11 protein-coding genes are annotated in these 20,423 nt (G+C 70.1%); 10 read left to right on the top strand and 1 reads right to left on the bottom strand.

Translation table 11 applies throughout. The features are described 5' to 3' along the window. The first annotated feature begins 723 nt into the window (after positions 1–723). Positions 724–3,993 (top strand): GH92 family glycosyl hydrolase, encoded by a 3,270-nt coding sequence (locus ACZ4VF_RS06500; protein ID WP_467923499.1) that lies wholly within the window; start codon positions 724–726, stop codon positions 3,991–3,993. Between the two features lie 69 nt (positions 3,994–4,062). On the opposite strand, the gene ACZ4VF_RS06495 is transcribed toward ACZ4VF_RS06500, so the two are convergent. Then, positions 4,063–7,866: a GH92 family glycosyl hydrolase gene (locus ACZ4VF_RS06495; RefSeq protein WP_467923498.1), complete on the bottom strand. Its 3,804-nt coding sequence runs from the start codon at positions 7,864–7,866 to the stop codon at positions 4,063–4,065. Between the two features lie 342 nt (positions 7,867–8,208). Between ACZ4VF_RS06495 and ngcE the strand changes: the two genes are divergently transcribed. The 9 genes from ngcE to ACZ4VF_RS06450 all read left to right on the top strand — a co-directional run bounded on the left by ngcE (position 8,209) and on the right by ACZ4VF_RS06450 (position 20,361). Continuing rightward, positions 8,209–9,651, top strand: coding sequence for an N-acetylglucosamine/diacetylchitobiose ABC transporter substrate-binding protein (ngcE, locus tag ACZ4VF_RS06490; protein ID WP_467923497.1), 1,443 nt, complete (start codon positions 8,209–8,211; stop codon positions 9,649–9,651). Positions 9,652–9,781: 130 nt separating this feature from the next. Further along, positions 9,782–10,717, top strand: a complete 936-nt coding sequence (locus ACZ4VF_RS06485; RefSeq protein WP_467923496.1) for a carbohydrate ABC transporter permease — start codon at positions 9,782–9,784, stop codon at positions 10,715–10,717. A 14-nt stretch (positions 10,718–10,731) separates the two neighbouring features. After that, complete coding sequence (locus ACZ4VF_RS06480) at positions 10,732–11,655, top strand: carbohydrate ABC transporter permease (RefSeq protein ID WP_467923495.1); 924 nt, start codon at positions 10,732–10,734, stop codon at positions 11,653–11,655. A gap of 187 nt (positions 11,656–11,842) precedes the next feature. Then, positions 11,843–13,042 carry an ROK family transcriptional regulator gene (locus ACZ4VF_RS06475; protein WP_467923494.1) on the top strand — a complete coding sequence of 400 codons (1,200 nt, stop codon included), beginning with the start codon at positions 11,843–11,845 and terminating at the stop codon, positions 13,040–13,042. Positions 13,043–13,163: 121 nt separating this feature from the next. Next, a complete protein-coding gene (locus tag ACZ4VF_RS06470; protein WP_467923493.1) occupies positions 13,164–14,285 on the top strand; it encodes a sugar ABC transporter substrate-binding protein in 1,122 nt (373 codons plus the stop codon). 199 nt (positions 14,286–14,484) lie between these two features. Then, the gene (locus tag ACZ4VF_RS06465; protein ID WP_467923492.1) at positions 14,485–15,276 is read left to right on the top strand and encodes an ATP-binding cassette domain-containing protein; all 792 of its coding nucleotides are present in this window, start codon (positions 14,485–14,487) and stop codon (positions 15,274–15,276) included. Continuing rightward, positions 15,273–16,553, top strand: a complete 1,281-nt coding sequence (locus ACZ4VF_RS06460; protein ID WP_467923491.1) for a sugar ABC transporter permease — start codon at positions 15,273–15,275, stop codon at positions 16,551–16,553. The genes ACZ4VF_RS06465 and ACZ4VF_RS06460 overlap by 4 nt, the downstream gene beginning before the upstream one ends. 194 nt (positions 16,554–16,747) lie before the next feature. After that, on the top strand, positions 16,748–18,676 hold the full coding sequence (gene dxs, locus ACZ4VF_RS06455) for a 1-deoxy-D-xylulose-5-phosphate synthase (RefSeq protein WP_467923490.1): 1,929 nt from the start codon (positions 16,748–16,750) through the stop codon (positions 18,674–18,676). A gap of 161 nt (positions 18,677–18,837) precedes the next feature. After that, on the top strand, positions 18,838–20,361 hold the full coding sequence (locus ACZ4VF_RS06450) for an amino acid permease (RefSeq protein WP_467923489.1): 1,524 nt from the start codon (positions 18,838–18,840) through the stop codon (positions 20,359–20,361). The last annotated feature ends 62 nt before the right edge of the window (positions 20,362–20,423 follow it).

Raw genomic sequence — 20,423 nt, 5'->3', positions numbered from 1 at the left:
GAGGGTCCGCATCGGCCGGGGTGTGAGGGTCGGCACCGGCCGGGGTGTGAGGGTCGGCACCGGCTGGGGTGTGAGGGTCGGCACCGGCTGGGGTGTGAGGGTCCGCATCGGCCGGGGTGTGAGGGTCGGCACCGGCTGGGGTGTGAGGGTCGGCACCGGCCGGGGCGTGAGGGTCTGCACCGGCCGGGGTGTGAGGGCTGGCACCGGCCAGGGCGTCAGGGTCCGCACCGCCGACCGGGACGGTCCGCACCGCCGGCCGGGACGGTCTGCGATGCCGGCCGGGACGGTCCGCGCCGCCGGCTGGAACGGCTCGCCGGGCCCGGTCGGCCCGCGGCTGCGCCGTCCAGGGCCGGCGACAGCGCCACCGCCCGGCCTGCCGGCCCGGTCGACGCGCTCTGGGCGGACCCGGTGGCCGTGCGCACCGGGTCCGCGAGCCGGACAGGGGAGGGGGGTGGTGGATCCCTGCCCGGAGGGGATGGCCTGCAACTGCGTGGCTTGTGCGGCGCTCCGGCCGCGCGACATCGTTGTCAATGGTCTGTACATGACTCTACCGCCTCAACCGACAACGATGTCAAGCGACTTGACTCACTCGACCGGGTGATCCCGGCGTGCGCCTGCCGGAGCGTACGCGGTCTTCCGTGGTAGCGGTGGCGCACGTTACTGTCCCTGCGGCTTGTGCGACCTGTGGTGCGCGACCCGTCCGTTAGGAGGAAGGGCCGCGTCATGCGTTTGAGACCCACGTCCTTACTGCTCGCCGCGCTCCTCGCGACCGGCGGCACCTGGGCGGCCCCCGCCCCCGCGGCGACCGCCGCTCCCCCCGGCCTCGTCGAGGACCCCACCCCGTACGTCGATCCGCTGATCGGCACCAGGAACGGCGGTGACGTCTTCCCGGGCGCCGTCGTGCCGTTCGGCATGCTCTCCTGGAGCCCGGAGAACACACGCGGCGACGCCACCAGAACCGCCGCGCCCGGCGGTTACCAGTACGACGCCACCCGCATCCGGGGTTTCAGCCTCACCCACATGTCCGGCACCGGCTGCGCCGGCGGCAGCGGGGACATCCCGTTCTTCCCGTACGCCGGAGAGGTCACCTCCTCCCCGGCGAGCGACACCGAGGACGCCGTCTACGCCTCCGGCTTCCGCCACGCCGACGAGACCGCCGAGCCCGGCCACTACCGGGCCGTCCTGGCCTCCGGTGTCACCGCCGACCTCACCGCCACCGCGCGCACCGGCTCGGCCCGCTTCACCTACCCGGCCGGGAAGCCCGCCTCGCTGCTCGTGCGCACCGCCAACTCCGAGGTGGGCTCGCAGGACTCGACGGTCACCATCGACCCGGACACCCGGACCGTCTCCGGCTCGGTCACCTCCGGCAACTTCTGCGGCTACCTCGATCCCGAAGGCCGGCGCTCCTACTACACCCTGTACTTCACCGCCCGCTTCGACCGCGCCTTCCGGGCCACCGGCACCTGGCACGACGACCGGCTGGACCCCGGCTCCCGGGAGGCCTCGGGCGGCACCGGCGGCTTCGCGCACGGCGGGCGGCCGGTGGCCGGGAAGGGCGCCGGCGGATACGTCGAGTTCGCCCCCGGCGACGGCCCGGTCCACGCCAAGGTCGGGATCTCCTACGTCAGCGGGGAGGCCGCCGAGGCCAACCTGGACGCCGAGAACCCGCCGGGACGCTCCTTCGACGCGGTCCGGGAGGCCGCCCGGCGGGCCTGGCGGGAGCGACTGGGGGCGGTCCGGGTCGGCGGCGGCACGGAGGCGGAGCGCACCACCTTCTACACCGCGCTCTACCACGCGCTGCTGCACCCGAACGTGATCAGCGACGCCGACGGCAGGTACCGGGGCGCCGACGGCCGTGTCCACACGGTCCGCCGCCGGCACGCCCGGTACGGCACCTTCTCCGGCTGGGACGTCTACCGCGACCAGGTCCAGCTGCTCACGCTCCTCGACCCGCGCACCGGCTCGGACATCGCGCAGTCCCTGTACGAGCTGGCCCGGCAGAACGGCGGCGTCTGGGACCGCTGGCTGCACGGCGCGAGCGGCACCCACGTCATGAACGGCGACCCCGCGCCGACCGCGCTGGCCGGCATCCACGCCTTCGGCGGCACCGGCTTCGACCTCGAGGGCGCCCTGAGGTCCCTCGTGCGGGCGGCGACCGTCCCCACCGCGCAGGACCTGTCGGCCGCCGGGAAACCCGTCCTGTCGGTGGGCCAGCGGCCGTCCCTCGACAAGTACCTCCGGCTGCACTACATGCCGTCCGTCTCCAACGCCTGGGGCGGCGCCGCCGAGACGCTGGAGATGTCCACCGCGGACTTCGCGATCGCCCAGCTCGCCCGCGCGGCGGGGCGGAAGGGCACGGCGGACACCTTCGCGCGCCGCGCCCAGTGGTGGCAGAACACCTTCGACATCGCGGCCCACCCCTCCGGCGGCTACGTCGCGAACCGCAAGGCCGACGGCAGCTGGGTCACCGGCTTCACCCCGGACACCGGCAACGGGTTCGTGGAGGGCACGGCCGCCCAGTACACCTGGATGGTCCCGCACGACCCGGCGGGCCTCTTCGCCGCGCTGGGCGGCCGGGCGAAGGCGCTCGCCCGGCTGGACGACTTCTTCCACGACGCCGACGGAGGCTGGGCCTTCACCGGCCACGGCGGCACCAAGTCCGAGCTGGACAACGAGCCGTCGATCAACGTCCCCTACCTGTACGCCTACGCGGGTGCCCCGTCCAGGACGCAGGAGACCGTCCGCGCGGCGATGCGGCAGCTGTGGTCCGCCGAGCCCGGCGGCATCCCGGGCAACGACGACCTCGGCGCGATGTCCGCGTGGTACGTCTTCTCCGCCCTCGGCATGTACCCGCAGGTGCCCTCCCGCGCCGAACTCGTCCTCGCCTCGCCGCTGTTCCCACGGATCGAGATCGACCGGCCGCACGGCAACGACATCTCCGTCCGCGCCACGGGGGCGGCGGCCGACGCGCCGTACGTCCACGCCCTCAAGGTCGACGGCCGTTCCAGCGACCGTCCTTGGCTTCCCGCCTCCTTCGTCCGGGACGGCGGCCGGCTCGACTACACCCTGTCCACCGTCCCGGACCGCGCCTGGGGCGCGAGCAGCCCGCCGCCGTCCTTCCGGGAGGGCGAGCAGCCGTACCAGATCGGCGTCGGGCCCACCGCGGCCACCGTCGCCCCCGGCGGCAGCACGACGATCGGCGTCCGCGCGCTGTCACTGACCGGCGGCGCCGGCCCCGAGGTGCGCTTCCGGGTCCGGACCCCGGCCGGGGTGACGGCCGCGCCCGCCGAGGGCACGGTCACCGACGGCGCCCAGGACATCACCCTCACGGCGGCGCGGGACGCCGAACAGGGATTCGCCGACGTCCGGTTGGAGGTCACCTCCGGCGACTCCTCGTACGCGCAGCCCGTGACGCTCACCATCGCCGCCCCGGGCACCCTGCTCGCCGCCTACGACACCACGGGCATCTCCGACGACGACGGCGACCACGACGAGGCCGACTACGACGGCGGCGGCTGGAGCTACTCCCGGCAGGCCCTCGCCGCGGCCGGCCTCACCCCCGGCGGACGGTCCACCGTCGACGGCCTCGCCTTCACCTGGCCCGCCTCGCCCGCCGGCCGCCCCGACAACGCCTCGGCCGCCGGCCAGACCATCCACCTGCCCACTCCCGCGCAGCGGTTGTCCTTCATCGGCAGCGCGGTCAACGGCAACCAGCGGACCGAGGCCACCGTGACCTACACCGACGGCACCACCGACACCGTCGACCTCTCCTTCACCGACTGGACCGTGGGCGGCGGAGGCGGCACCGTCCAGTACGGCAACGAGATCGTCGCCAGGACCGCGTACCGCAACGTCGCCGGCGCGGACAAGGACCCGGTGGCGACGTACGTCTTCGCCACCCGGCCCCACCAGGCGCCGCCCGGCCGACGGATCAGCGGCGTCACGCTCCCACGGAACGCCGACCTGCACGTCTTCACCCTCGCGACGGACTGAGCCCGGACACGGCACGGGGGCGGGCCCGCCGGGGCCCGCCCCCCTTGTCCTGTCGGCGGTCCTCTCGGGTCAGGCCAGCAGCTCCACCTCCGCCAGGACCGACTCGCCGTCCAGGAGCAGGCGGTACCGCGTGTACGTGCCCGGCGCGGCGATGGTGAAGGCGCGGGTCTGGCGGTCCCAGGTGAAGGTCTCGCCGGTGCGGTGGTCCAGGGTTCGCCACTTCGCGCCGTCGGTGGAGCCCTGGAGGGTCCAGCCGGTCGGTGCCTTCGTGCGGTCGGCGCCCGAGGTCAGGGTGTACTGGACCGGCTTGACGGCGCCCTCGGCCGGGAGGTCGGCCGAGGTGACCGTGGCGCTCGTCGCCGAGGTGTCGTCGAAGAGGGCGCCGGCGCCCTTCAGGACGTCCGCGCGGGGCGCCGGCACCTTGTCGTCCCGGGTGATCGAGACCGGCGCCGCGTTCCTGCCCGTGCCCCACGCCGACGGCTCGGGGCCCATCGAGAAGTCCAGCACCCCGCCCTTGGACAGCAGGGAGTGGGGGAGGGCGGTCGACGTCCAGGGGAGGCCGTTGAACGTCACACCCTGGACGTAGACGTTCCGCGCGCTGTTCTTGGGTGCCCGGATCACCAGGTCCCGGCCGTTCTCGAGGTGCACGGTGACCTTCTTGAACAGCGGCGAGCCGATGGCGTACTCGCCGCTGCCCATGACCAGCGGGTAGAAGCCGAGCGAGGAGAAGAGGTACCAGGCCGACTGCTCGCCGTTGTCCTCGTCGCCGTGGTAGCCCTGCCCGATCTCGCTTCCGGTGTACAGCCGGGAGAGCGCCTCACGGACGTACGCCTGCGCCTTCCAGGGCTCGCCGGCGGCGTCGTACATGTAGATGACGTGGTGCGCGACCTGGTTGGAGTGGCCGTACATGCCCATCCGGACGTCCCGCGCCTCGGTCATCTCGTGGATGACACCGCCGTAGGAGCCCACGTGGTCGGGGGAGGCCGTCTCCGGGGTGGCGAAGTACTCGTCCAGCTTGTCGCCGAGGCCCCGCCGGCCGCCGTACAGGTTGGCCAGACCCCGGCTGTCCTGCGGGGCGGTGAAGGCGTAGCCCCAGCCGTTGGTCTCCGTGTAGTCGTAGCCCCACTCGCGCGGGTCGTACGCCGAGGACCGCACGCGCCAGTCGCCCGCCGCGTTCCGGCCCTGGAAGAAGCCGGCACCGGTGTCGAACAGCTTCACGTAGTCCCGTGCCCGGTTGAGGAAGTACTGCGACTCCTCCTGGTAGCGCCTGTCGCCCGTCTTCTTGTACAGCGCCTCGCCCATCCGCGCGATGCCGTAGTCGTTGACGTAGCCCTCCATCGCCCACGACAGGCCCTCGTGCGTGTCGGTCGAGGTGTAGCCGAGGAAGGGCGAGGTGGCCATGCCCTTGCGGCCCACGCCGGACACCGGCGGCACGACGGTCGCGTTCTTCACGGCCGCGTCGTACGCCGCCTTCGCGTCGAACCGGACGCCCTTGACGTAGGCGTCGGCGAACGCCACGTCCGAGGAGGTGCCGGTCATCAGGTCGGCGTAGCCGGGGGAGGACCAGCGGGAGGTCCAGCCGCCGTCCTTGTACTGCTGCACGAACCCGTCGACCATGTCGCCGGCCTGGGACGGCGTCAGGAACGAGTACGCCGGCCAGGTGGTCCGGTAGGTGTCCCAGAACCCGTTGTTGACGTACACCCTGCCGTCCACGATCTTCGCGCCGGTGCGGGTGGGGGTGTCCGGGCCCGGCATGGGGGAGAACGGCGAGGCGTAGCGGTCCTTGCCGTCGACCCGCTCGAAGCCGGAGTTGGGGTACAGGTACAGCCGGTACATCCCGGAGTACAGCGTGGTCAGCTGGTCCGGGGTCGCGCCCTCCACCTCGACCCTGCCGAGCAGGTCGTCCCAGGTGCGCTGGGCGCGCTCCCTGACCGTGCCGAAGGAGGTGCCGTCCGGGATCTCCCGGCGCAGGTTCTCCTTCGCCTGGTCGAGGCCGATGAGGGAGGTCGCCAGGCGCAGGGTCACGGTGCGGTCGGCGCCGGCGTCGAAGCGCAGGAAGCCCTTCACCCCGCTGGAGCCGCCGTCGGTGACCGGCCTGTCGAACTCGCCGTACACGAACAGCCGCGTCGCGCCCGCCGACAGGCCCGACTTCACGTCCGAGTAGCCGGTGACGATCCCGTGCTCCTTGTCGAGCGTCAGTCCGGCCTGTTCGGTGACGTTGTCGAACAGCACGCTCGCGTCGTCCCCGGGGTAGGTGAAGCGGAGGACGGCCGCGTGGTCGGTCGGGGTCATCTCCGCCTTGACGCCGTTCTCGAACCGCACCCCGTAGTAGTACGGCCGCGCGGTCTCGTTCTCGTGCCGGAAGGGCAGCTCCCGCGCCTCGCGGCCGGTGTCCGGGGTGCCGGACGCGGCCGACGGCATCAGCTGGAACGTCTGCCGGTCGCCCATCCAGGGGCTCGGTTCATGGCTCGCGCTGAAGGCCTGGATCGTCGGCAGGTTGTCGGCGTTGTTCGCACGCGCGTACTCGTACAGCCAGCTCAGCGAGGACGCGTTGGTCACCGGCGTCCAGAAGTTGAAGCCGTGCGGCAGGGCGGTCGCCGGGAAGTCGTTGCCGCGCGAGAAGCTGCCGCTGGAGTTGGTGCCGCGGGTGGTCAACGCGTAGTCCGACAGGTGCGCCCTGGGCTTCTCCGGCGCCACCGGCCTCAGGGCCACGTCGTCCAGCCAGCCGCGGAACTTCGCCGGGCCGTCGGGGGAGTCGTACGCCACCAGGATCCGGTCGACGGTCCGGCCGGCCGCGACCGAGCCGATCCGCGCGCTCACGTTGTTCCACTGGTTGACGTACAGCGCCTTCGACGCGCCCTGTCCGCGCGGGGAGAGCGGGAAACCGTGCTGGTCCGAAGCGCCGAGGTCACTCAGGTAGGTGCCGTCGGTGAACGCCAGGTCGACGGAGACGTTCGTGGCGTCGTAGTCGCGGTCGCCGTCGGCCATCGACGGGAAGATCCGGTACGACAGCCGGGTGTCGCCGCCGACCTTCACGTTCACGTCGAAGACCCTGTTGTACGAGTAGGCCCGGCCCGCCGCCGTGTGCCGGCCGGCATAGCGCAGGGCACGCGTCCCGGTGAACCCGGCCCGTGCCTTCGCCGTCGGGGAGCCGCTGGGGCCCTTGTCGACCAGGGTCAGCATGTCCTGCGGCACCGGTCCGCCGGCACCTCCGGTGGACAGCTGCACGTCGGCCAGCTGCAGGATGTCCGGGGCCCCGGCGTTCCTCGTCACCTCCAGCCGGAAGTACTGGTACTCCGCCGGTTCGGCGAGGTCGTACGACTGTGTCCGGAACCGCTCGGAGAAGGTCTCGCCCGAGCGGGTGTCGACCGTCTTCCAGTCCTTGCCGTCGGTGGAGCCCTTCAGGGTCCAGTCCCTGGGGTCGCGCTCGGCGTAGTCGTTGGCCGAGGTGAGCGCGTACGTCGCTATCTTGATGGGTTTGTCCAGGTCGAACTCGACCCAGCCGGTGGGCGCGAAGGTCAGCCACTTGGTGCCGGGTTCGCCGTCCACGAGGTTCTCCTCGACCTCGCCGGCGCCCGCGTTCTCGCCGCTCGCCCGGACCTCGGTGACATGGTCGGTGACGTTGCCCGGGATGCCGGTGCTGTAGCCGCCGTCGACGCCCGAGGAGCGCGGGGTGCCGTCCGCTCCGGTGTCGACGGTGTTCAGCCAGTCCGGCGCCGGGTCGCCCGCCTCGAACGAGGATGCGAACTCCCGGTCGGGCGCCGGAGCCCCGGCGGGCAGGGCCACCGCGGCACCCTGCCCGCCGACGGCCATGACGAAGGCGGCCGTGAGGACGGCCGCCGGAGTCCATCTGTGCCGCGTTCTCCGCTGCATCTCAAGGATTTCCCCTCCTGCGCCCCCTCCGGACAACGTTGTCAGTTACCGGGCGCAGGAACCAGTAGGTGGTCAAGTGGCCGGTGGTGTCAAGGGTGTTGGCCATGGCATTCAGGGACTTATGTCGCGAATTTTTCCGTCGGCCCGTTCTCCGGGCGCCATATTTCCGCGAGGTCTCAACTCGGAAAAGACCCGGAGCGAACCCTGCATTCGATCTTGCTCCGCCGACGGAAAGTGGACTATACCTGTCGGCGTTTCCAGCACGACCCAGCACTACCCGACAGCGGTGCCGGGGAGGATCCGGTTCACCGCCTGAGTCCTGGAGAAGGCGAGGACTTGAGCATGGGATCCACTGAGCACCACGGTGTTGAAGGTGTCGGCCGTCGTGATCTGATCAAGCGGTCCACGGCACTCGGTCTGGTCGCGGTTCCCGGAATGGGCCTGCTGTCCGCCTGTGCCAGCGGTGGTGGCAGCGGTGACTCGGACGAGGGCAACACCAAGGGGAAGACGTCCAAGGACAACCCGTTCGGCGCCAGGAAGGGCGGCAAGCTCGACGTCGTCGTCTTCAAGGGCGGATACGGCGACGACTACGCCAAGGCGTGGGAAGCCGACTTCGGCAAGAAGCTCGGCATCACCTCCACCCACACCGGCACCCAGGAGATCACCGGCAAGCTCCAGCCGCGCTTCAACGCCGGCAACCCGCCGGACCTCGTGGACGACTCCGGCGCGCAGAAGATCAACATCGACGTCCTGTACAAGAACGGGCAACTGCTGGACCTCGCCGAGGTGCTGGACGCGCCCTCGGTGGACGACCCCGCCAAGAAGGTCCGCGACACCCTGATCCCCGGCACGCTCGACCCGGGCATGCAGGAGGGCAAGGTCGTCGCGCTGAACTACATCTACACGGTCTGGGGGCTGTGGTACTCCGGCAAGCTCTTCAAGGACAAGGGCTGGCAGGAGCCCAAGACCTGGGCCGACTTCCTCGCCGTCTGCAAGGACGCCAAGTCGCAGGGCATCGGCGGCCTCGCCCACCAGGGCAAGTACCCGTACTACATCAACGTCGCCATCATGGACCTGATCGCCAAGAAGGGCGGTCTGGACGCCATGAAGGCGATCGACAACCTCGACCCCAAGGCGTTCGTCGGCTCCGACGCGGCGCAGGAGGCCATCGAGGCCGTCTACGAGGTGGTGGAGAAGGGCTATCTGATGCCCGGTACGAACGGTCTGACCCACACCGAGTCCCAGACCCGCTGGAACCAGTACAAGGCGGTGTTCATCACCTCCGGCTCCTGGCTGGAGAACGAGCAGCTCAAGCAGACGCCGGCCGACTTCGACATGAAGTTCCTGCCGATGCCGCTGCTGCCCGGCAGCAAGCTGCCGTTCGAGGCGATCCGGGCGGGCTCGGGCGAGCCGTTCGTCATCCCGGCCAAGGCGAAGAACCGGCCGGCCGCCCAGGAGTTCATGCGCCGCATGCTGTCCAAGGAGTGGTCGACGCTCTTCGCCAAGCAGGCGAACTCGCTGACGATCCTGAAGGACGGCGTCGATCCGAGCGTCCGGCTGCGGCCGGGGACGCAGTCCACGGTGGAGGCGTCCAAGGCGGCCGGTGACCACACCTTCCGGTACCTGTACACGGAGTGGTACAGCGAGATGGGGACGGCCATCGAGGCCGCGTCCAACGAGCTGATGGCCAAGCGGATTCAGCCGAAGGAGTGGCTGAAGAGGTGTCAGGCGGCGGTGGACAAGCAGGCCAAGGACCCCGCTTCCAAGAAGAACCACCGGGATTAGGTTCGCCTGGTCGCCGCGGGGGCGCGGGTGCCGGCTCGCCGTGGCCGGTCGCGCCCACGCGGCCGAGCCGCATATCGGCACAGCCCCGCGCCCCTTCGAGGCGCTCCGATACAGGGCAGGGAAGAACGCCATGCGCAAAGGGCAGTACCGGTTCGTCGCGGGATTTCTCCTCGTTCCCGTGGCGCTTTATGTGATCTTCGTGATCTGGCCGTACATCCAGACGTTCGGCTATTCGCTGACCGACTGGAAGGGGCAGTCACAGACCTTCCGCTTCGTTGGTCTGGACAATTACAGGAAGCTGTTCCAGGACGACGTCTTCCTCGAGGCCGTCTGGCACAACATCCTCTTCCTGGTCTTCATCCCGGTGATCACGATCCTGCTGGCCCTGTTCTTCGCCTTCATGCTGAACGCGGGCGGGCGCGGGCGGGCCGGCGGGGTGCAGGGGGTCGCCGGGGCGAGGTTCTACAAAATCCTCTACTTCTTCCCGCAGGTGCTGTCGCTGGCCATCCTCGCCGTGCTGTTCAACGCGGTGTACCGCAGTGACGGCGGCGGTCTGCTCAACGGGTTCCTGATCAAGCTCGGCCTGGTCGACGCCGGCAACCCCGTGGAGTGGCTCAACGAGCCGGACATGGTCCTGTGGGCGCTGCTGCTGGCCGTGGTGTGGCACGGCACCGGCTTCTACCTGGTGCTCTTCTCGGCCGCCATGCAGTCCATCCCGAGGGACATCTACGAGGCCGCCCTGATCGACGGGGCGAGCCGCAACCAGTCCTTCTTCCGCATCACCCTGCCACTGCTGTGGGACTCGGTGCAGACCGCCTGGGTCTACCTCGGCATCGTCGCCATGGACATGTTCGTACTGGTCTCCTCGATGACCCAGAACATGGGCGCCTACGGCGGCGGTCCGGACCACCACAGCGACGTGATGTCGACGGTGATGATGCGGAACTTCCTCTACTACGGCAAGAGCGGCTACGCCTGCGCCATGGGCGTGGTCATGCTGCTGCTCACGCTGGTCCTGTCCGTGGTCACGCTGCGCGCCACCCGTCGCGAGCGCATCGAGTTCTGAGCGGAGCGACGACGATGAGCGCACCCATCAAGGAGACCGCCCCCGCACCGGCCGGGCGGACGGTGGCCAAGGTCCCCGGCCGGCCGGGCGACCGCCGCGGCGAGGGCGTGGCCTTGAACGTCTTCTCCCACGGGTTCCTCGCCCTGTGGGCCCTGCTGATCGTGCTGCCGCTGCTGTGGCTGGTGCTCGGCTCCTTCAAGACCGACGCCCAGATCGGCGGCTCCGCCCTCGGCTGGCCCGAGAACTGGACCCTCGGCGTCTTCGGCCGGGCCTGGGACAAGGGCATCGGGGACTACTTCCTCAACACCGTGATCGTCCTGGTCTTCTCCGTGCCGCTGACCATGCTGTTCGGGTCGATGGCCGCGTACGTGCTGGCCCGGTACCGCTTCCGGGGCAACCGGCTGCTCTACTACTTCTTCGTGGCCGGAGCGATGTTCCCGGTCTTCCTGGCCCTGGTCCCGCTGTTCTTCATGGTCAAACGGCTGGACATGCTGAACACCTACCAGGGGCTGATCCTGGTCTACGTCGCCTACTCGATGCCGTTCACGGTGTTCTTCATGCACGCCTTCTTCCGGACCCTGCCCACGGCCGTCTTCGAGGCGGCGATCCTGGACGGCGCCTCGCACACCCGCACCTTCTTCCAGGTGATGCTGCCGATGGCGAAACCCGGACTGATCAGCGTGGGGATCTTCAACACTCTGGGGCAGTGGAACCAGTTCATCCTCCCCACGGTGCTGATGCAGCCGCAGAGCGGTGACGACCCCGAGCGGTACGTCCTCACCCAGGGACTGATCCAACTGCAACAGCAGCAGGGATACGCCTCCGACCTGCCCGTTCTCTTCGCGGGTGTGACGATCGCGATGATCCCGATGCTGGTGGTCTACCTGTCCTTCCAGCGCCAGGTGCAGGCGGGCCTGACCTCGGCCACCCTGAAGTGACCGCACCCGCCGGCCGCCCGTGCGCACGCCGTTCCCGGCCCCGGGGACGGCGTGCGCGCGCGTGTAGCGGGTACCCGGAAACGGTTCAACCTCTTGACGTATGTCGCCCCGAACGGCTCAGCTTAGAGTTCACTAGTTGGACATACACGGGGCCTCACTGAAGCGGCCCCGCGCTCAGGAGGTCGTCGTGGAGACTCCAGGGTCGCAGTCATCGCTGCACCGGGCCAACCTGGAGCGGGTCGTCCGGGCCGTGCGCCTGGCCGGATCCCTCACGCAGGCGGAGATCGCGCGGACGACCGGGCTGTCCGCAGCGACCGTCTCCAACATCGTGCGGGAGCTGAAAGACGGCGGAACGGTCGAGGTCACGCCCACGTCGGCGGGCGGGCGGCGCGCCCGCAGCGTCAGCCTGAGCGGGGACGCGGGCATCGTGATCGGTGTCGATTTCGGGCACACCCATCTGCGGGTCGCGATCGGGAACCTCGCCCACCAGGTGCTGGCCGAGGAGGCCGAGCCGCTGGACGTGGACGCCTCCGCCGACCAGGGCTTCGACCGGGCCGAACAGCTGGTCAACCGGCTGATCGCGGCAACGGGGGTGGACCGGTCCAAGGTGGCCGGCGTGGGGCTCGGCGTGCCGGGCCCGATCGACGTGGAGTCGGGCACGCTCGGATCCACCGCGATCCTGCCCGGATGGGGCGGCACCAAGCCCGCCGAGGAGCTGCGCGAACGGCTCGGCGTGCCCGTGCACGTGGACAACGACGCCAACCTCGGCGCCCTCGGCGAGCTCGTCTGGGGCAGCGGCAAGGGCGTGCGGGACCTCGCGTACATCAAGGTCGCGAGCGGTGTCGGCGCCGGTCTGGTGATCGACGGGAAGATCTACCGCGGCCCGGGCGGCACCGCCGGAGAAATCGGACATATTACACTCGATGAATCCGGCCCGGTCTGCCGCTGCGGAAACCGCGGCTGCCTGGAGACGTTCGCGGCGGCACGCTACGTGCTCCCGCTGCTCCAGCCCAGCCACGGAGCCGACCTGACCATGGAAGGCGTCGTGCGGCTGGCCAGGGACGGAGACCCGGGCTGCCGTCGGGTGATCGCCGACGTCGGCCGCCACATCGGCAGTGGAGTGGCCAATCTCTGCAATCTGCTGAACCCGAGCCGGGTGGTCCTGGGCGGTGATCTCGCCGAGGCCGGTGAGCTGGTGCTCGGGCCCATCAGGGAGTCCGTCGGCCGCTACGCCATCCCCAGTGCGGCGCGCCAACTGTCCGTTCTCCCGGGGGCGCTGGGCGGCCGCGCGGAGGTGCTCGGAGCGCTCGCCCTCGCACTCAGCGAGATGGGCGATTCGACCCTTTTGGAGGGTGCACTGCCCGTGGCGACCCCTGCCTTCACTTAGAGAACGGATGGCACCGTTGCCATCTCGTTAAGGATTTACTTCTTGACGTCGCACGTGTGGCCGAGTTGACTTCCAGCCACCTCGGCCGCAACGACGCGGCCTCGTCAGGGAGGTTTGAAGAGTGAACAAGCGCATGCGTCGTGCTGCCTTTGCTTTCTGCGCCACCGCGATGACCGTCTCGCTCGCCGCCTGCGGCAGCGCGAAGGAGTCCGGCGGCAACGGTGACAGTGGGAAGACGAAGACCCACAAGGGTGACGACATCACCGTCGGTCTGCTCCTGCCGGAGAACCAGACGGCCCGCTACGAGAAGTTCGACAAGCCCATCATCGAGAAGCAGATCAAGGATCTGACGAACGGCAAGGGCCAGGTCGAGTACCTCAACGCCAAGCAGGACGCGACCCTGCAGTCGCAGCAGATCGACACGATGATCACCAAGAAGGTCGACGTGCTGATCCTCGACGCGGTCGACTACAAGGCGGTCGCCCAGGGCGTCAAGAAGGCCAAGGACGCGGGCATCCCGGTCGTCGCCTACGACCGTCTCGCCGAGGGCCCCATCTCCGCCTACACCTCGTTCGACAACGTCGAGGTCGGCAAGACGCAGGGTGAGGCGCTGCTGAAGGCCCTGGGCGGCAAGGCCAAGTCCGGCAAGGTCGTCATGATGAACGGCTCCGTGACCGACCCGAACGCCGCGCAGTTCAAGAAGGGCGCGCACGACGTCCTCGACGGCAAGGTGAACATCGGCAAGGAGTACGACACCAAGGAGTGGAAGCCGGAGAACGCCAACGCCAACATGGAGGGCGCCATCTCCGCCCTCGGCAAGGACAAGATCGTCGGCGTCTACTCCGCCAACGACGGCATGGCGGGCGGCATCATCACCGCGCTCAAGGGCGCGGGCCTCAAGACCCTTCCTCCGGTCACCGGCCAGGACGCCGAGCTCGCGGGCGTGCAGCGCATCGTGGCGGGCGAGCAGTACATGAGCGTCTTCAAGTCCTACCCGCAGGAGGCCGAGACCGTCGCCAAGATGGCCGTCTCGATCGCCAAGACCGGCAAGGTGGACGGCTCGCTCGGCGCCAGCACCGTCGACAGCGGCACCGAGAAGGGCATCCCGGCCGTCATCGTCCCGGTGGTCTCGCTGACGAAGGACAACATCAAGGACACCGTCGTCAAGCAGGGGTACTACACGGTCGACGACATCTGCTCGGCCAAGTACAAGGCCGCCTGCGACAAGATCGGCCTGAAGTAACACCCCAGGGGGCCGCCCAGGCGGCGGCCCCACCGGCCCGCACGGGAGGCGCGCGCCCGTAGTCCGCGCGCTCCGTGCCGGCACGTCCGGCGCCCCGCCGCCGACAGCCCCGCAGCACAACGGCGGGGCGCCGGACGGAACGCCCCTCACTCTTCATTGTTCAACCTCCCGCCGGGGTCAGGCTCGGGCGGCGAAGGAGATGGTTCACGTGTCCGCTACGCCCGTGCTGGCGTTGCGCGGGGTCTCCAAGCGATTCGGTGCCGTTCAGGCGCTCACCGACGTAGAGCTTGAGGTCCACGCCGGAGAGGTCGTTGCCCTCGTCGGCGACAACGGCGCCGGCAAGTCCACCCTCGTCAAGACGATCGCGGGTGTCCACCCCATCGATGACGGCGTCATCGAGTGGGAGGGCCGCCCCGTCACGGTCAACCGGCCGCACGACGCCCAGGACCTGGGCATCGCGACGGTCTACCAGGACCTCGCCCTGTGCGACAACATCGACGTCGTCGGCAACCTGTTCCTCGGCCGTGAGATCAAGCGCCGCGGTGTCCTGGACGAGGTCGAGATGGAGCGCCGCTCCCGCGAGCTGCTCCAGACGCTCTCCATCCGCATCCCCAGCGTGCGCATCCCGATCGCGTCGCTCTCCGGCGGTCAGCGCCAGGTCGTGGCGATCGCCCGTTCCATGCTCGGCGAGCCCAAGCTGGTCATCCTCGACGAGCCGACCGCCGCCCTCGGTGTGGAGCAGACCGCCCAGGTCCTCGACCTCGTCGAGCGGCTGCGCGAGCGCGGCCTCGCGGTCATCCTCATCAGCCACAACATGGCCGACGTGAAGGCCGTCGCCGACAAGGTCGCCGTCCTGCGGCTCGGTCGCAACAACGGCGTGTTCGAGGTCAAGACCACCTCGCAGGAAGAGATCATCTCCGCCATCACCGGCGCCACGGACAACGCCGTGACCCGTCGTGCGGCGCGCACCACCGCGGAGGCTCAGAAGTGAGCATCGACAAGACCCAGGCCGAGCCCGTCGACGCGCCCGCCGTCGCGGCCGACGCCGCCCCCGCCGTCGACCCCCGCCTGCTCGTGCGCGAACAGGGCTTCGCGGGCTACGTCACCGAGTTCAAGCGGAAGATGCGCGCCGGCGACCTCGGCGCCCTGCCCGTCGTGGTGGGCCTCATCGCCATCTGCGCGATCTTCCAGAGCCTGAACTCCGCCTTCCTCGGCGCGGAGAACCTCAACAACATCTTCGTCGCCATGGTGGCCACCGGCATGATGTCGGTCGGCATCATCTTCGTGCTGCTGCTCGGCGAGATCGACCTCTCCGTCGGCTCCGTCTCGGGCGTCTCCTCGGCGATCACCGCCGTGATGAGCGTCACGCACGGCGTCAACGAGTGGCTCGCCGTCCTCGCCGCCCTGGCGGCCGGCGCGGTCATCGGTGCCCTGCACGGCTTCTTCTTCGCCCGGATCGGCGCGCCCGCCTTCGCGGTGACCCTGGCCGGCCTGCTGTTCTGGAACGGCTTCATGCTCCAGATCCTGGGCTCGAACGGCACGATCAACATCGACGGCGACGGTGTGGTCGGCAAGCTCACCACGTACTACTTCTCGGACGTGGCCGCCGCCTACCTCCTGGCCTTCGTCGCGGTCGCCGGGTACTTCCTGTCGGCCTTCCTCGGCAACCGCCGCCGTGAGCTCGCGGGCATCCCGTCCCGCCCGCTCAGCGACATCGTGCTGCGCACCGTGCTGCTCGCGGTCGCCGCGTTCGGCGTCGCGGTGATGTTCAACCAGTACAAGGGCCTGCCGCTCGCGGTGCTGCTCTTCGTGGTCGTCCTGGTCGGCAGCGACTTCGTGCTGCGCCGCACCACGTACGGCCGCAAGGTCTTCGCGCTCGGCGGCAGCGTGGAGGCGTCCCGCCGCGCCGGTATCAACGTCACCCTGGTCCGCGTCTCGGTCTTCGCCATCGCGGGCTTCTTCGCCTCGGTCGGCGGTCTGTTCTGGGCCTCCAAGATCGCTGCCGCCAACCAGAGCGCCGGCTCCGGCGACCTGCTGATGAACGTCATCGCCGCGGCCGTCATCGGCGGCACCAGCCTCTTCGGCGGCCGGGGCCGCACCTGGAACGCGCTGCTCGGTGTCCTCGTGATCACGTCGATCCAGTACGGCCTCGCCCTCCAGGGCATCGCCACCCCGATCCAGTACATGATCACCGGTGGCGTGCTCCTCGCCACGGTCGTCATCGACTCGATCACCCGCAAGACCCAGAAGTCGGCCGGCCGCGCCTGAGCGCGTCCGACGCACCACGCCCTTGCCCGGCACCGCCCCCCGGTGCCGGGCAAGGGCGTGTCGGGGCCGGCCGCACGGGTACAGCCGTTCGCGTGAGCCATGACCCCCCGCCCGGCCATCGGGCGCGAGGACGGAACATTAGACTCGTCCAAGCCCGGCGAAAGCTCGATCAGCTCTATTGCAAGGAGGCACGGGTGCCGCTGCTGACCCGCATCACGGGACCGCGCGATCTGGACCGGCTCAGCCTGGACGAGCTGAACCAGCTGGCGGAGGAGATCCGGACCTTCCTCGTCCAGGAGGTCTCCAAGACCGGCGGGCACCTGGGCCCCAACCTCGGTGTGGTGGAGCTGACCATCGCCCTGCACCGGGTCTTCGAGTCCCCGAAGGACAAGGTGCTGTGGGACACCGGCCACCAGTCCTACGTGCACAAGCTGCTCACCGGCCGGCAGGACTTCTCGCGGCTGAAGATGAAGGGCGGCCTGTCGGGCTACCCCTCGCAGGCCGAGTCCGAGCACGACGTCATCGAGAACAGCCACGCCTCCACCGTGCTCGGCTGGGCCGACGGCATCGCCAAGGCCAACCAGCTGCGCAGGCAGGACAGCCACGTGGTCGCGGTCATCGGTGACGGCGCCCTGACCGGCGGTATGGCCTGGGAGGCGCTCAACAACATCGCCGAGGCCAAGGACCGGCCGCTGGTCATCGTCGTCAACGACAACGAGCGCTCCTACGCACCGACCATCGGCGGGCTCGCCAACCACCTGGCGACGCTGCGCACCACCGACGGCTACGAGCGCTTCCTCGCCCGGACGAAGGACATCCTCGACCGCACCCCGGTCGTCGGCAAGCCGCTGTACGAGACGCTGCACGGCGCCAAGAAGGGGCTGAAGGACTTCATCGCCCCGCAGGGCATGTTCGAGGACCTGGGGCTGAAGTACGTCGGCCCGATCGATGGGCACGACATCGAGGCGCTGGAGTCGGCGCTGGCCCGGGCCAAGCGGTTCGGCGGGCCCGTCATCGTGCACTGCCTGACCGAGAAGGGCCGCGGCTACCAGCCCGCCCTCCAGGACGAGGCCGACCGCTTCCACGCCGTCGGCAAGATCCACCCGGACACCGGGCTGCCGATCGCCTCCTCCGGCGCCGACTGGACCTCCGTCTTCGGCGAGGAGATGGTCAGGCTCGGCGAGGAGCGCGAGGACATCGTCGCGATCACCGCGGCCATGCTCCAGCCCGTGGGCCTCGACAAGTTCGCCAAGCGGTTCCCCGAGCGGGTGTACGACGTCGGCATCGCCGAGCAGCACGGCGCCGTCTCCGCGGCGGGCCTCGCCCACGGCGGACTGCACCCCGTCTTCGCCGTGTACGCCACCTTCCTCAACCGCGCCTTCGACCAGGTCCTCATGGACGTCGCCCTGCACCGGTGCGGGGTGACCTTCGTCCTGGACCGGGCCGGCGTCACCGGCACCGACGGCGCCTCCCACAACGGCATGTGGGACATGTCGATCCTCCAGGTGGTGCCGGGGCTGCGGCTCGCCGCGCCGCGCGACGCCGACCAGGTGCGGGCCCAGCTGCGCGAGGCCGTCGCCGTCGAGGACGCGCCGACCGTGGTCCGCTTCTCCAAGGGCGCCGTCGGCCCCGCCGTGCCCGCCGTGGGCCGGGTCGGGGGCATGGACGTGCTCCGGGAGCCGGGCACCGACCGGCCGGACGTGCTGCTGGTCTCCGTGGGCGCGCTCGCCCCGATGTGCCTGGAGATCGCCGAGCTGCTGGACCGGCAGGGCATCTCCACCACCGTGGTGGACCCCCGCTGGGTCAAGCCCGTCGACGAGGCCATGGCCCCGCTCGCCGAGCGGCACCGGGTCGTCGTCACCGTCGAGGACAACAGCCGCGTCGGCGGTGTCGGCTCCGCGGTCGCCCAGGCCCTCAGGGACGCGGGTGTGGACGTGCCGCTGCGCGACTTCGGCATCCCGCCGCGCTTCCTCGACCACGCCTCCCGCGCCGAGGTGCTCGCCGAGATCGGGCTGACCGCGCCGGACATCGCCCGCCAGGTCACCGGGCTGGTCGCGCGGATCGACGGCCGGTTCGACCGGACCGCCGGCGCGGTGGACTCCGTGGAGTCCGCGCGCGACTAGAACGCGACCGGAAAACGCCCCCGCGGGCCGGTTCCACCGCTCCTCCCGGTGGCGGAACCGGCCCGTTTGCGTGAACCTGCCTGTGCCGGGGAATACGCCCCCCGACCCTCTCGATCATGTTGAGCCATATCGAGGCCTCACAAGGCGTGGGAGGCAGGAACGTGAGCAACGCGCTGTTCCGCACGAAGAACGTCGAGCAGTCCATCCTGGACACCGAGGAACCCGAGCATTCGCTCAAGAAGTCGCTGACCGCCCTGGACCTGACCGTCTTCGGCGTCGGTGTGATCATCGGCACCGGCATCTTCGTCCTCACCGGCACGGCCGCCAAGAACACCGCGGGCCCGGCCGTCGCCCTCTCCTTCGTCGTGGCCGGTGTCGTCTGCGCGCTCGCCGCCCTCTGCTACGCCGAATTCGCCTCCACGCTCCCCGTGGCGGGCTCCGCCTACACCTTCTCCTACGCCTCGCTCGGCGAACTCCCCGCCTGGATCATCGGCTGGGACCTGGTCCTGGAACTGGCGCTGGGCACGGCGGTGGTGGCGGTCGGCTGGTCCGGCTACATCCACTCGCTGCTCGACAACGCGGGCTGGCACCTGCCCGAGGCGCTCTCCGGCAGGGACGGCGCCCACGGCTTCGGCTTCGACATCCTCGCCGCGGCCCTCGTGCTGCTGCTCACCACGATCCTGGTCGTGGGCATGAAGCTCTCCGCGCGGGTCACCTCCGTGGTCGTCGCGATCAAGGTGGCCGTGGTCCTCGTCGTGATCATCGCCGGTGCCTTCTTCATCCACGGCGGCAACTACGACCCGTTCATCCCGAAGGCGCAGTCCGCGGAGGCCGGCGGCAACCTCAAGGCCCCCCTCATCCAGTTGATGTTCGGCTGGGCGCCCTCGAACTTCGGCGTCATGGGCATCTTCACCGCGGCGTCCGTGGTGTTCTTCGCGTTCATCGGCTTCGACGTCGTCGCCACCGCCGCCGAGGAGACCCGGCACCCGCAGCGTGACGTGCCGCGCGGCATCCTGGGCTCCCTGGTCATCTGCACCGCCCTGTACGTCGCCGTGGCGGTCGTCGTGACCGGCATGCAGAAGTACACCGCGCTGTCCGTGAAGGCGCCGCTCGCCGACGCGTTCAAGGCCACGGGGCACCCCTGGTTCGCGGGCCTGATCAGCTTCGGCGCGGCCGTCGGCCTGACCACGGTCTGCATGATCCTGCTGCTCGGCCAGTCCCGGGTCTTCTTCGCCATGAGCCGCGACGGGCTGCTGCCCCGGTTCTTTTCGCACACCCACCCGAAGTTCCGCACCCCGTACCGGTCGACCATCCTGCTCGGTGTGGTCATCGCGATCGTGGCCGGCTTCACCAGCCTGAGCGAACTGGCCGAGCTGGTGAACATCGGCACGCTCTTCGCGTTCGTCGTCGTCGCGATCAGCGTGATCATCCTGCGCAGGACCCGCCCGGACCTGCCCCGCTCCTTCCGAACCCCCTGGGTCCCGGTCGTCCCGATCGTCTCCGTGTGCGCCACGCTGTGGCTGATGCTCAACCTGCCCGCCGAGACCTGGATCCGGTTCGCCGTCTGGATGGTCATCGGCTTCTTCGTCTACTTCTTCTACGGCCTCTCGCACAGCCGCCTCGCCCGGCGCGAGGAGACCACGGCCGGCGCGGTCCCGCGCGAGCCGCGCGAGAAGGGGAAGTAGCGAGCCCCGCGGAAAGGGCGCAGGGCCGAAGAGGCCGGAGAGGCCGGGCCGCGCGGAAGGGG

The sequence above is a fragment of the Streptomyces sp. NPDC029151 genome (assembly GCF_055564315.1).
The sequence above is the reverse complement of the archived record's forward strand: the minus strand, read 5'-3'. Positions and strand labels throughout refer to the sequence as shown.